Below are 13,011 nucleotides of genomic sequence, written 5' to 3'. Positions count from 1 at the left end.
CCGTTGAGACGTTCATGAACAAGCTGGCCGAGATGGTTCAAGCGCAGTTGCTCGCCGCCATCGACAACGATGACCTGGTCCTGCCAACCCTGCCCGAGGTTGCCCTGAGCATTCGCGAGGCGGCTGAAGACAGCGAAATCAGCGTTGCCGCCCTGAGCAAGGTGATCGGCCGTGACGCCGCCCTTTCGGCGCGCCTGATCAAGGTGGTCAACAGCCCGCTGTTGCGCGCGGCGGTCGAAGTCACCGACCTGCATACGGCCATCACACGGCTGGGTATCAACTACAGCTGCAACCTGGCCATCGGCCTGGTAATCGAACAGATCTTCCATGCCCGTTCGTCTGCCGTTGAACAGAAGCTACGGGATATCTGGTCGAACAGCCTTGAAGTGGCAGGCATCAGCTATGAAATTTGCCGCCGCTACACGCAGCTGAAACCCGACCAGGCAACCCTCGGCGGGCTGGTCAACCAGATCGGTGCACTGCCGGTGCTGATCTACGCCGAAGAGCACAACGAGCTGCTCTCCGACCCGGTCTGCCTGCATTACGTGATCGAGCAGATCCAGCCGGTGCTGGGAGACAAGATTCTGTCTTCGTGGGAGTTTCCCGAGCAATTGGTCAATCTGCCGAGTCAGGTACAGGACCTGGACCGGCAAACCGACAAGGTCGACTACATCGACGTGGTGCAGATTGCCAAGTGCCTGAGCCAGCGCGGGCGCAGCCGACCGCTGGCGGCGTTGCCGGCCTACAGGCACCTTGGCTTGCCCTATGGCACCGAGCTGGAGATCGCCGAGTTGCTGGAAGCCCGGAGCATGTTGCGCTGACTTGGGTTGCCTGCACAGGCTGAAGATCAGTCGGCGATGAAACTCACCCGCACCTTCAACCCACCCTTCTCACCATCATGCAGGCTGATTTGCGCCAGGTGCGCCCTGCAGATCTCGCCGACGATGGCCAACCCGAGCCCACTGCCCTGAACACTCCGCCGATAGAAACGCTCGAACACCCGTTCGCGCTCATCTTCGGGAATCCCGGGCCCATCGTCCTCGACCTCCAGCACCGCCGGCGCCAGCACCCGCAGAATCACATTACCGCCTACCGGGGTATGCGCCAGGGCATTGTCCACCAGGTTGCTGAGCAGCTCGTTGAGCAAGGTCGGCTCGCCTTTCAACCACACCGGCGCCTCGGCCTCCAGCGCCAGGGTCACGCCCCGGTTATACGCCAATGGCGCCATGGCCATGCCAAGCTCTCGAGCCAACTGGCTCAGGTCCAGGCGCTGGGCGCCGCCTTCGGCAATCGCCCGGGCACCGTTCTCGACCCTGGCCAGCGACAACAGCTGATTGGCCAGGTGAGTCAGGCGGTCGGTGCCCTGTGCCGCCGACTCCAGGGTCTGCCGCCATTCTTCGGGCTGCTGTGAACGCAACCCCAGCTCGACCCGCGCCTTCAGCGCCGCCAATGGCGTGCGCAATTCGTGGGCTGCCTCGGCAATGAACTGCGCCTGGCGCTCGAACTGACCGCGCAATCGCTCGGTGAAGTGGTTCAGGGCGCGCACCAGTGGGCTCAGCTCGCGTTGCACCTGCACCACCGGCAGCGCCCTCAGGTCATCTGGCTGTCGCTCTTCAACTGCCGTACGCAGGCGCTCCAGCGGGCGCAGTGCCGCACTCACCGCGAACCACACCATCACCAGCGCGCCCAGCGCCAGCATGCCCAGGCGCAGCAGGGTGTCGGCCATCAATCCCCGGGCCATGCGCACCCGCGCTTCTTCGGTCTCGGCCACGCGGATCTCAGCCATGCCGTTCATGTTCGGCTCGCTCACCGCTTTCAGCAGACTGACCACCCGCACATCCTGGCCGAGATAGGTGGCGTCGTAGAAGCGCGCCAATGCCGGGTAATCGTCGGTGCGCGGCGTGCCGGGAGGCGGTGGCGGCAGGTGCTCGTAACCGGAAATCAGCTTCTGGTTGATGTCCAGCACCTGGTAGTAGATGCGCCCGGCGCTGTCGTAGGCGAAGGTATCCAGCGCTACGTACGGCACATCGGCGCTGAGGCTGCCATCGCGTTGCGACAACCCGGCGGCAATGGTCCGCGCCGAAGCCAGCAAGGTGCGGTCGTAGGCGGTATCGGCGGCTTCGCGGCCGTTCCAGTAGGCGCTCAGGCCGCTGGCCAGCATCAGCACCACCAGCAGTAGCGCCAGGTTGCCCAGCAGCCGCCCGCGCAAGCTGCCGTTGTCACGCATCACGGTGCTCGAGCAGGTAACCCAGGCCACGGAAGGTGACGATGGCGACCGGGTGGCCATCGAGCTTCTTGCGCAGGCGATGGATGTAGATTTCGATGGCGTCGGGGCTGGCTTCTTCATCCAGGCCGAACACCTGGGCGGCCAGCTGTTCCTTGCTCATCACGCGGCCTGGGCGGGCAATCAGTGCCTCGAGAACGCTCTGTTCACGCGAGGTCAGGGTCAGGTTGTCCTCGCCCAGGCTGAAACGCCGGGTGTCCAGGTCGTAGACCAGCGGCCCGCAGCGCTGCTGGCGTTCGCCACCGAGCACGCTGCGCCTGAGCAAGGCCTTTACCCGGGCTTCCAGTTCGGTCAGCTCGAAGGGTTTGGCCAGGTAATCATCGGCGCCGAGGTTCAGGCCGTGGACGCGGTCCTTCACATCGCTGCGCGCCGTGAGCATCAGCACCGGCAGGGTCTTGCCGCGACCGCGCAGGCGCGCCAGCACTTCGAAGCCGTCCATGCGTGGCAGGCCCACGTCGAGTACCGCAACGGCGTATTCCTCGCTGGCCAGGGCCAGGTCGGCAGCCACGCCGTCATGCAATACATCCACGGTCAGGCCATGGCTTTTCAGGGCCTGGGCCACGCTTTCGGCCAGTTGCAGATGGTCTTCGACCAGCAGCACACGCATTGGATTCTCCCTGCTCGGGTGGGGCGATGGCGCGGAGTTTACCGCCGTCGACAAGCCTGTGAAGCCCCTTGTAGCAAACCTTTCACGCTGAAAGGTTAGCGAAAGGTTCATTGCCTAGCATCGCACCACGGTCGCCCCACGCGCCGAAAAAAGCACCAGCAAGGTGCAACTAACAAGAATAAAAAACGGAGTCATCACGATGCTGTCATCGCAGCCTCAGGCGCTCGCGCCTGGTCGTTCCCCGTCCGCACGCCCTTCTGCCATCGCCAGTGCACTCGCACTTGCCGGTGTCGCCCCGCTGAGCCAGGCCGCCTTCTTCGAAGACAGCACGGCAACCTTCGAAACCCGCAACATGTACTTCAACCGCGACTTTCGCGACGGCACCAGCGCGCAGCAATCCAAGCGCGACGAATGGGCCCAGGGCTTCATGCTCAACTTCGAGTCCGGCTATACCGAGGGCCCGGTGGGCTTCGGCCTGGATGCGCTGGGCATGCTGGGCATCAAGCTCGATTCCAGCCCCGACCGCACCGACACCGGGCTGCTGCCGACCCATGATGACGGCAAGGCTGCCGACGAGTATTCCAAGCTCGGCCTGACAGGCAAGGTGAAAGTGTCGAAGACCGAACTGAAGATCGGCACCCTGATCCCTGAACTGCCGACCCTGCAGCCCAACGACGGCCGCATCCTGCCGCAAACCTTCGAGGGCGGGCTGCTGACCTCGCAGGAAATCAAGGGCCTGACCTTCACCGGCGGGCGCCTGGACAAAGCCAAGGACCGTAACGACACCAACTGGGAAGACCTGGCCCTCAACAACAAGAACGGCCGCTTCGGTGGCACCTTCAGCGCCGACAACCTCGACCTGGCCGGCCTGGACTACAAGTTCACCGACCGCATCACCGGCAGCTACCACTTCGCCCAGCTCGACGACATCTACCGCCAGCACTTCATCGGCATGCTCGCCACCCAGCCGTGGGGCCCCGGTACCTTTGGCGCTGATGTACGCCTGGCGATCAGCGACGATGCCGGCGCAGCCAAGGCCGGGCGCATCGACAACACCACATTCAACACGATGCTCAGCTACACCCTGGGCGGGCACAAGGTCAGCGCCGCCTGGCAGCAGCTGTCGGGCGACAGCGCCTTCCCCTACATCGATGGCGCCGACCCGTACCTGGTCAACTTCGTCCAGATCAACGACTTCGCCGGCGCCGACGAACGCTCCTGGCAAGCTCGCTACGACTACAACTTCGCCGCCCTCGGCATCCCCGGCCTGACCTTCATGACCCGCTACCTCAGCGGCGACAATGTCAGCCGCGCCGCCGGCGGCGAGGGCAAGGAATGGGAACGCGATACCGAGATGAAGTACGTGGTACAAAGCGGCCCGTTGAAGAACGTCGCCGTGCGCCTGCGCAACGCCACCTTCCGCTCCAACTTCGCCCGCGATGCCGACGAAGTGCGGCTGCTGGTGAGCTACAGCGTAGCCCTGTGGTAACCCATAACAACAACACTCACGGAGACTGACGATGACCTTTTCACTGCGCCGCCTCGTTCTGGCCACCGGCTGCCTGCTGCTGGCCGGCAACGCCCTCGCTGCCGAACCGAAACGCCCTGAATGCATCGCCCCCGCCTCACCCGGCGGTGGCTTCGACCTGACCTGCAAACTGGTGCAGAGCGCCCTGGTGCAGGAGAAGATCCTCAGCAAGCCGATGCGCGTGACCTACATGCCCGGCGGTGTCGGCGCAGTGGCCTACAACGCCGTGGTCGCCCAGCGCCCGGCCGATGCTGGCACCCTGGTGGCCTGGTCCAGCGGCTCGCTGCTGAACCTGGCCCAGGGCAAGTTCGGCCGCTTCGACGAGAACGCGGTGAAGTGGCTGGCCGCAGTCGGCACCAGCTACGGCGCCATCGCGGTGAAGAGCGACTCGCCCTACAAGACCCTCGACGACCTGGTCGCGGCACTGAAGAAAGACCCGAGCAAGGTGGTGATCGGCTCCGGCGGCACGGTTGGCAGCCAGGACTGGATGCAGACCGCGCTGATCGCCAAGGCGGCCGGTATCAATCCGCGCGACTTGCGCTACGTGGCCCTGGAAGGCGGCGGCGAAATCGCCACCGCGCTGTTGGGCGGGCACATCCAGGTCGGTTCCACCGACATCTCCGACTCCATGCCACACATCCAGAGCGGCAACATGCGCATCCTCGCGGTGTTCTCGGAAAACCGCCTGGACGAGCCGGAAATGAAAGACATCCCCACCGCCAAGGAACAGGGCTACGACATTGTTTGGCCGGTGGTGCGCGGCTTCTACCTCGGGCCGAAGGTGAGCGACGAAGAGTACGCCTGGTGGAAAGAATCGTTCGACAAGATGCTGGCTTCGGAAGACTTCGCCAAGCTGCGTGACCAGCGCGAGCTGTTCCCGTTCGCCATGACCGGTGCGGAGCTGGACGGCTATGTGAAAAAGCAGGTGGCTGACTACAAGGCACTGGCCAAGGAATTCGGCCTGGTCCAGTAAGCCCCCCACGCGGTCAGCTTTTTTTGTGGGAGCGGCCTTGTGTCGCGAAAGGGCTGCGCAGCAGCCCCAGCATTCCTTGCAGTGCTGCTGAGATCCTGGGGCCGCTACGCGCCCCTTTCGCGACACAAGGCCGCTCCCACAAGGATCCGCGTCCTCCGACTAACAAGAGGATTCCTTCATGATCCTGCAACGCATCTTCGCCTTGGCCCTGCTGGCGGTGTGTGCCGCCCTGGCCGTGATGGCCTGGCCCTACCAGGCCGCATTTTCCTACGAGCCGGTCGGCCCGCGCGCCTACCCTTTGCTGATGCTCGGCCTGATGAGCCTGGGCCTGTTGTACCTTGCGATCCGCCCCACGCCGATCGTGCGCAAGGACGATGAACCTGAACTGGACCGCGAAACCCTGATCAAGATCAGCGCCTGCGTCGGCCTGCTGCTCATTTTCGCCACCACCTTCGAAGCCCTGGGCTTCATCCTCAGCGCCATCCTGGTCGGCATCCCCATGGCCCGCCTGTACGGCGGTCGCTGGCTGCACAGCACCCTCGTGGTGGTGGGCATGAGCGTGTTCCTCTACTGGCTGTTCGACCGCGTCATGGACGTGCCCCTGCCCCTCGGCCTGCTGAGCGTACTGGAGAACTGACACATGGATACCTTGAGCTACCTGGGCCAGGGCTTCGGCGTCGCCCTGTCCCCCTACAACCTGGTCACCGCCTTGTCGGGCACGCTGATCGGCACCGTGGTCGGCCTGCTGCCGGGCCTGGGCCCGATCAATGGCGTGGCCCTGCTGATCCCGATTGCCTTTGCCCTCGGCCTGCCACCGGAGTCGGCGCTGATTCTGCTGGCGGCGGTATACCTGGGTTGCGAATACGGCGGCCGGATCAGCTCGATCCTGCTTAACATCCCGGGCGAAGCCTCGACCGTGATGACCACCCTCGACGGTTACCCGATGGCGCGCCAGGGCCTGGCCGGCGTGGCCCTGTCGCTGTCGGCCTGGAGCTCGTTCATCGGTGCCTTGATCGCCACTTGCGGCATGGTGCTGTTCGCCCCGCTGCTGGCGAAATGGGCGATCGCCTTCGGCCCGGCGGAATACTTCGTGCTGATGGTGTTCGCCATTGTCGCCCTTGGCGGCATGGCCGGTGACAAGCCACTGAAGACCTTCATCGCCGCCCTGATCGGCCTGTTCCTGTCGGCGGTCGGTATCGATGCCAACAGCGGCGTTTATCGCTTCACCGGTGACAGCGTGCACCTGGCCGACGGCATCCAGTTCGTGGTGCTGGTATTGGGCCTGTTCTCGATCAGCGAGATTCTCTTGTTGCTGGAGAAAACCCACCATGGCCACCAGGCGGTGAAAGCCACCGGGCGCATGCTGTTCAACTTCAAGGAGGCGGCTTCGGTGTTCATGGTCAACATCCGCTGCGGCTTGCTGGGCTTCATCATGGGCGTGCTGCCGGGCGCCGGCGCCACGCTGGCGAGTGCCGTGGCCTACATGACCGAGAAGCGCCTGGCCGGTGAAAAGGGCACGTTCGGCAAAGGTGATGCCCGTGGCCTGGCGGCCCCGGAAACCGCCATTGGCGCGTCCTGCTGTGGCGCCCTGGTGCCGATGCTGACCCTGGGCGTACCGGGCTCGGGCACCACCGCGGTGATGATCGGCGCGCTGACCCTGTACAACATCACCCCTGGCCCGCTGCTGTTCGAGCAGCAGCCAGACATCGTCTGGGGCCTGATCGCCTCGTTGTTCGTCGCCAACATCATGCTGGTGATCCTGAACATCCCGATGATCCGCATCTTCACCCGCATCCTCGCCGTGCCGAACTGGGCGCTGGTGCCGGTGATCGCGATCATCACCGCGATCGGTGTATACGCCGTGCACGCCACCACCTTCGACCTGTTCCTGATGGTCGGCATCGGCATCATGGGCTACATCCTGCGCAAGCTGGACTTCCCCCTGTCACCGATCCTGCTCGGGTTCATTCTCGGCGGCCTGATGGAGCAGAACCTGCGCCGGGCGCTGTCGATTTCCAACGGTGAACTGGGCATCCTCTGGTCGAGCACGATCAGCATGTCGGTGTGGGTGCTTACCCTCTGCATGCTGACCCTGCCGCTGCTGCGCATCTGGCGCAAACGCAGCCTGCAGCGCCGGGCCCTGGCTGATGCCTGATCGGTCACTGCCGCTGTTCGTCGTAACCGGGCTGGTCGGCCTTGCTGGTGGTTTTGCCGCCAGCAAGGTCGGCTGGCCTTTGCCGTGGATGGTCGGCTCGTTGCTGGCGATCATCCTGGTGCGCTGCCTGACGCCCTGGCAACTGTCGGAAATTCCCAATGGCCGCAAGTGCGGGCAATGCATCATCGGTATCGGTATCGGCCTGCACTTCACGCCGGCGGTGATCGAGCAGGTCGCCAGCCACTTCGCGCTGATCTGCTTCGGCGCGCTGTTCACCACGCTTTCCAGCGTGATCAGCGTGTGGCTGCTGCGGCGCACCGGTGAGGACCGCGCTACGGCATTCTTCGCCAGCATGCCCGGTGGCTCGGGCGAGATGGTCAACCTTGGCGCACGCAACGGCGCGGTTCTCAGCCAGGTGGCTGCGGCGCAGAGCCTGCGCGTGCTGGCCGTGGTGCTGTGCGTACCGGCCCTGTTCAAGTTCCTGCTCGGGGACGGCGTGCCGCTGAACCACAATGGCAGCGTCAGTTGGAGCTGGCTGGCGCTGATCGTGCCACTGGGTGTGGCGGTGGGGTTGCTCTGGCAGCGCTTGCGCCAACCTAACCCCTGGCTGTTCGGGCCCTTGCTGGTCGCTGCCACGATGAGCCTGGCGGGCAACTTGCAGATCGCGTTGCCCAACGGGGCCAGCCAGCTTGGTCAGTGGCTGATCGGCAGCGGCCTGGCCTGCCACTTCAACCGCGCGTTCTTCCGCCGCGCGCCGTCTTTCCTCGGGCGCACGCTGCTGGCCACGGCCCTGTGCATGGCGATTGCCGGCAGCGCAGCGTGGGGGTTGAGCGTGATGACCGAGCTGGACCTGCGTTCGCTGACGCTGGGGATGATGCCGGGCGGGATCGCCGAGATGAGCCTGACGGCCGAAACCTTGCAACTGTCGGTGCCGCTGGTGACGGCGCTGCAGGTGGTGCGGTTGATTCTGGTGCTGTTTCTGGCCGAGCCGTTGTTCAGATACTGGGTCAAGGCCACTGGTTAGGGGGCGCTCTGCGCCCCTTTCGCGACACAAGGCCGCTCCTACAGGGCTTGCTTAATCCTGTAGGAGCGGCCTTGTGTCGCGAAAGGGCTGCAACGCAGCCCCAGCAATTTTCAGAGTGGTGGCAATGCCCAGTTGATAGGCGCCATGCCACGCTGCTCGAGGAAGCTGTTGGTGCGGCTGAAGTGCCCGCAGCCAAGGAACCCGCGATAGGCCGACAGTGGCGACGGGTGCACCGACTTGAGCACCAGGTGCCTGGTGCCATCGATCAGCTTCTGCTTGCCCTGGGCATGCGCCCCCCACAGCAGGAACACCACGTTCGGGCACTGCTCGCTGACCACCTGGATGATCCGGTCGGTAAAGAACTCCCAGCCCTTCTTCGCATGCGACGCTGCATTGGCCCGCTCGACGGTCATGGTCGTGTTGAGCAGCAGCACACCCTGCTCGGCCCAGCTCTGCAGGTAGCCGTGGCTGGCGATCGGGATATTCAGGTCGCGCTGCAGTTCTTTATAGATGTTGACCAGCGACGGTGGCGCGGGTACGCCCGGCTGCACCGAGAAGCACAGGCCATGGGCCTGACCCGGGCCGTGATACGGGTCCTGACCGAGGATCACCACCTTGACCTGATCCAGCGGCGTGGAGTTGAGCGCATTGAAGATCAGCGGCGCCGGCGGGTAGATTTCCTTGCCGGCCGCGTACTCCTGGCGCAAGAACTCGCGCAGCTGATGCATGTAGGGCTGGTCGAACTCGGCGCGCAGTGCAGCCTTCCAGCCGGGTTCGAGTTTGATGCGATCTTCTTCAGTCATGGGGCCATCCGTAAACAATGGCGCGACACTAGGTAAGCCACCTGCCCTTGTCAATCGATCCGACCGACGACCGGCATGATCGTCGATGCGGGCCATACTAGGGGGATGACTTGCGCGAGGTAGTTCATGGCCATTCATTGCGAGGTACTCACCGGCGCCGATGGCGCCCGAATCGGCATCGCCACGCTCGATGCCCCCAAGGCGCTCAATGCCCTCAACCTGCCGATGATCGAAGTGCTCGGCGAACAGCTGCACAGCTGGGCAAATGACCCAGGGGTGGTCTGCGTGCTGTTGCGCGGCAACGGTGCCCGGGCGTTCTGCGCCGGCGGCGACGTGCGGGCACTGGCCCAGGCCTGCCTGGCCCACCCCGGCAGCGTGCCACCGCTGGCCGCCACCTTCTTCGCCGCCGAATATCGCCTCGACTACCTGTTGCACACCTACCCCAAGCCGCTGCTGTGCTGGGGCCATGGGCATGTTCTGGGCGGTGGCATGGGGCTGCTGCAGGGTGCCGGGGTACGCATCGTCACACCCAGCAGCCGCCTGGCCATGCCGGAGATCAGCATCGGCCTGTACCCGGATGTAGGCGCCAGTTGGTTCCTCGCCCGCTTGCCCGGCAAGCTCGGCTTGTTCCTCGGGCTGACCGGTGCACCGATCAATGCCCGTGATGCCCTCGACCTGGGCCTGGCTGACCGATTCTTCGGCGAAGAACAGCAGGAAGCATTGGTCGAAGAGTTGCTGCAACTGAACTGGCAGGAACAGACCGACCTGCAATTGAACAGCCTGCTCAAGGCCGAACAGCATCGCGCCTGGGCCGAACTGCCGGAGGCGCAGTGGCTGCCGCGGCGCCAGCTGATCGACGAACTGCTCGATGTGGCCGACCCGGCTGCGGCCTGGCGAGCATTGGCAGACCTCAAACAGCACCCTGATCCGCTGCTGGCCGAAGCCGGTCAACGCCTGCATGAAGGTTGCCCGCTGACGGCACACCTGGTCTGGGAGCAGATCCGCCGCGCCCGGCACTTGTCTTTGGCACAGGTGTTCCAGATGGAATACAGCATGAGCCTCAATTGCTGCCGGCACCCAGAATTCAGAGAAGGTGTACGCGCCCGCCTGCTTGACAAGGACAACCAGCCGCGCTGGCACTGGCCGGATGTGGCCCAAGTGCCAGCGGCAGTGGTCGAGGCGCATTTTGCAAAGGTGTGGGAAGGGCGGCATCCTCTGGCCGATCTGGCTTCATGACGTGGTCAGCGCTGCCAGTTGCGGTCACCTCCACGCACCCGATCGGGTCGGCGCTGGTTTTCCCCGCGGTTGTTGGAGTGCCAGCGATCATGTTGGTAACGCTGGCTGCCATCGCGGTAATCATGACGATCGCGATCTCGTCCATAGTCGTTACGCTGGCGGTTCCCGTAGTCATAGCGTGGATTGCCATGCCACTGATTCACCCGCGGCTGGGGATGCGGCCGATAATAAGGGGCTGGCGCCGGGTGGTAATAACGAGGCGCCGGCTGGTAGTAATAGCGCGGTTGCGGGTTCACATAGTAGCGGTCATAACGGTAGTAGCCCGGTGTTACGTAGCGATCGGTGGTGTAATAGCCCGAGCGGTAATAGTCCCCACTCTCGTAGTACGGAGCGCAGGCAGATGTCATCAGACCTAACAAGGCGATCAACAGGATTCGATAGGACATGGCGGCCTCCTGGACCGCTGAGGTGCCCGAACAGCGACGCTGTCGAGCGTCGACAACGATGCGTTCGTCGACAATGAATCAGACAGCTGCGCCGAGGTGCAGTGCCATTTCGGCAACAAATTGAAACAGGTCGAAATACCCCTGAAAAACATGCAGTCATTTGCCCGTCATCTCACTAGAATGAGCACCTCGGCACACATCACGGGAAGATCATGCCATCACGCTCCGCCCTGTTTTCACAGCGCTCGCTGATCCTCACCCTGCTGCTGTTGCTGGCCTGCGGCTTCCTCGCGACATCGCTGATCAGCTACTGCGCGTCGCGCAGCGCGATCCGTGACGGTATCGTCAATACCGAGTTGCCACTGACCTCCGATACCGTCTATTCGGAAATCCAGAAAGACCTGATTCGCCCGGTCCTGATCGCCTCGATGATGGCCCAGGACACCTTCCTGCGCGACTGGGTGCTGGCGGGTGAACAGGACACCCAGCGCATCACCCGCTTCCTCGGCGAGGTCATGGGCAAGCAGGATACCTTCACCTCGTTCTTCGTCTCCGACCGCAGCCTGACCTACTACCAGGCCAAGGGTGTGCTCAAGCACGTTGTACCGAACACCTGGCGCGACGCCTGGTACTTCCGCCTGCGCGAGATGACAACGCCATATGAGATCAACGTCGACCTGGACATGGCCAACCAGGACAGCCTGACAGTGTTCATCAACTACCGGGTGCTGGACTACCAGCAGCGCTTCATCGGCGCTGCCGGCGTTGGCCTGAGCGTGGACGCGGTGATCAAGCTCATCGACAAATACCAGCGCCGCTACCAGCGCTCGGTGTTCTTCACCGACGCCAAGGGCAAGGTCATCCTGACCGGCTCGGACGGTGGCCCCCATGGCCTGGAGGTCGGGCAACCGCTGGCCGACAATACCGACCTCGGTGAATTGCTGGCGCATGGCCCGGTACCCGGCGAGGGCAGCCACGAGTACGAGGACAGCAACGGCCACAGCCACTTCCTCAACGTGCGGCAATTACCGGAACTGGGCTGGTACCTGCTGGTCGACAAACGCGAGACCGGCGCCCTGGACCGCATCCGCCATTCGCTGTACCTGAACCTGGCGATCTGCGCGATGATCACCCTGGTAGTGCTGTCGTTGCTCGATGGCATGCTCCGCCGCCACCAGGCCAGCACCGAGGCACTGGCGACCCTCGACAGCCTTACCGGGCTGCCCAACCGGCGCAGCTTCGACCTGCTGGCAGCCCAAGCCCTGCAGGAGGCCCAGCGCGACTGCGCGCCGTTGGTCGCCTTGCTGATCGACCTCGACCATTTCAAGGTTCTCAATGATACCCATGGCCACCTGGCAGGCGACGAAGTGCTGCGCCAGTTCGCCAACGTGTTGCAGGGCAGCTTGCGTCAGTCGGATATACTCTGCCGCTGGGGCGGTGAGGAGTTCATCGTGTTGTTGCGTGAGACGGGTGGCCGGCAGGCCATCGACGTGGCCGAGAAGATCCGCCGTCGTACCGAGCAACTGACCTTCAGCTACGAAGACCGACCCTTGCGCCTGACCACCAGTATCGGCCTCAGCGCCTTGCAGCCAGGCGACACCCTTCACGCCCTGCTGACCCGCGCCGACCGTGGGCTTTACCGTGCCAAACAGGCCGGCCGCAACCGCGTCTGCAGTGAAACACTTGGAACCGTACATGAATGACAGCCAGCACTGCCCCGCCTGTGGCGCCCTCAACCAGTGCAGCCTGGCCGACCCACCCCGTGCCACCCAGGCCTGTTGGTGCTTTGGCGTGAGCATCGACCCCGCCGTGCTTCAGGCCCTGCCTGCCGAACTGCGCGACAAAGCCTGCTTGTGCCCGCGCTGCGCCGCCGTGGAAGACCAGCTTGAGCGTGATGCAACAGCGGTCACCGGTGAAAACCGCTAGACTGCGGGCCTCCTTTTATCATCTTGCCG

General features: G+C 64.0%; 13 protein-coding genes. 9 read left to right on the top strand and 4 right to left on the bottom strand.

Annotation, left to right across the window (positions count from 1 at the left end):
* Window positions 1–14 precede the first annotated feature (14 nt).
* Complete coding sequence (locus ACIPW4_RS19930) at window positions 15–821, top strand: HDOD domain-containing protein (RefSeq protein ID WP_400660796.1); 807 nt, start codon at window positions 15–17, stop codon at window positions 819–821.
* A gap of 26 nt (window positions 822–847) precedes the next feature.
* Here ACIPW4_RS19930 and ACIPW4_RS19925 read toward each other — a convergent pair whose 3' ends face one another.
* Both ACIPW4_RS19925 and ACIPW4_RS19920 read right to left on the bottom strand, forming a co-directional pair.
* Entirely contained in the window at window positions 848–2,227 is a 1,380-nt protein-coding gene (locus ACIPW4_RS19925; RefSeq protein ID WP_400660795.1) for a sensor histidine kinase, read from the bottom strand.
* Entirely contained in the window at window positions 2,220–2,891 is a 672-nt protein-coding gene (locus ACIPW4_RS19920) for a response regulator (protein WP_027594137.1), read from the bottom strand. Before ACIPW4_RS19920 ends, ACIPW4_RS19925 begins: the two co-directional genes overlap by 8 nt.
* A 199-nt stretch (window positions 2,892–3,090) precedes the next feature.
* Here ACIPW4_RS19920 and ACIPW4_RS19915 point away from each other — a divergent pair, with 199 nt between their 5' ends.
* The 5 genes from ACIPW4_RS19915 to ACIPW4_RS19895 all read left to right on the top strand — a co-directional run bounded on the left by ACIPW4_RS19915 (window position 3,091) and on the right by ACIPW4_RS19895 (window position 8,571).
* Window positions 3,091–4,380, top strand: coding sequence for an OprD family porin (locus ACIPW4_RS19915; protein ID WP_400660794.1), 1,290 nt, complete (start codon window positions 3,091–3,093; stop codon window positions 4,378–4,380).
* 31 nt (window positions 4,381–4,411) lie between these two features.
* The gene (locus ACIPW4_RS19910; RefSeq protein WP_400660793.1) at window positions 4,412–5,392 is read left to right on the top strand and encodes a Bug family tripartite tricarboxylate transporter substrate binding protein; all 981 of its coding nucleotides are present in this window, start codon (window positions 4,412–4,414) and stop codon (window positions 5,390–5,392) included.
* Window positions 5,393–5,570: 178 nt separating this feature from the next.
* Window positions 5,571–6,029 carry a tripartite tricarboxylate transporter TctB family protein gene (locus ACIPW4_RS19905; RefSeq protein ID WP_400660792.1) on the top strand — a complete coding sequence of 153 codons (459 nt, stop codon included), beginning with the start codon at window positions 5,571–5,573 and terminating at the stop codon, window positions 6,027–6,029.
* 3 nt (window positions 6,030–6,032) lie between these two features.
* Window positions 6,033–7,547 (top strand): tripartite tricarboxylate transporter permease, encoded by a 1,515-nt coding sequence (locus tag ACIPW4_RS19900; RefSeq protein ID WP_400660791.1) that lies wholly within the window; start codon window positions 6,033–6,035, stop codon window positions 7,545–7,547.
* On the top strand, window positions 7,540–8,571 hold the full coding sequence (locus ACIPW4_RS19895; protein WP_400660790.1) for an AbrB family transcriptional regulator: 1,032 nt from the start codon (window positions 7,540–7,542) through the stop codon (window positions 8,569–8,571). The genes ACIPW4_RS19900 and ACIPW4_RS19895 overlap by 8 nt, the downstream gene beginning before the upstream one ends.
* 110 nt (window positions 8,572–8,681) lie before the next feature.
* Here the strand turns inward: ACIPW4_RS19895 and ung are convergent, their stop codons facing one another.
* Window positions 8,682–9,374, bottom strand: a complete 693-nt coding sequence (gene ung, locus ACIPW4_RS19890; RefSeq protein WP_400660789.1) for a uracil-DNA glycosylase — start codon at window positions 9,372–9,374, stop codon at window positions 8,682–8,684.
* Window positions 9,375–9,500: 126 nt separating this feature from the next.
* Here ung and ACIPW4_RS19885 point away from each other — a divergent pair, with 126 nt between their 5' ends.
* Window positions 9,501–10,610, top strand: a complete 1,110-nt coding sequence (locus ACIPW4_RS19885) for an enoyl-CoA hydratase/isomerase family protein (protein ID WP_400660788.1) — start codon at window positions 9,501–9,503, stop codon at window positions 10,608–10,610.
* 5 nt (window positions 10,611–10,615) lie between these two features.
* Here the strand turns inward: ACIPW4_RS19885 and ACIPW4_RS19880 are convergent, their stop codons facing one another.
* Complete coding sequence (locus tag ACIPW4_RS19880) at window positions 10,616–11,056, bottom strand: hypothetical protein (protein ID WP_400660787.1); 441 nt, start codon at window positions 11,054–11,056, stop codon at window positions 10,616–10,618.
* A 212-nt stretch (window positions 11,057–11,268) separates the two neighbouring features.
* Here ACIPW4_RS19880 and ACIPW4_RS19875 point away from each other — a divergent pair, with 212 nt between their 5' ends.
* Window positions 11,269–12,759: a diguanylate cyclase gene (locus ACIPW4_RS19875; RefSeq protein WP_400660786.1), complete on the top strand. Its 1,491-nt coding sequence runs from the start codon at window positions 11,269–11,271 to the stop codon at window positions 12,757–12,759.
* Complete coding sequence (locus ACIPW4_RS19870; protein WP_400660784.1) at window positions 12,752–12,982, top strand: cysteine-rich CWC family protein; 231 nt, start codon at window positions 12,752–12,754, stop codon at window positions 12,980–12,982. The genes ACIPW4_RS19875 and ACIPW4_RS19870 overlap by 8 nt, the downstream gene beginning before the upstream one ends.
* The last annotated feature ends 29 nt before the right edge of the window (window positions 12,983–13,011 follow it).

The organism is Pseudomonas sp. NPDC089996 (assembly GCF_044748405.1).
In the GTDB taxonomy this organism is placed as follows: domain Bacteria; phylum Pseudomonadota; class Gammaproteobacteria; order Pseudomonadales; family Pseudomonadaceae; genus Aquipseudomonas.
The sequence above is the reverse complement of the archived record's forward strand: the minus strand, read 5'-3'. Positions and strand labels throughout refer to the sequence as shown.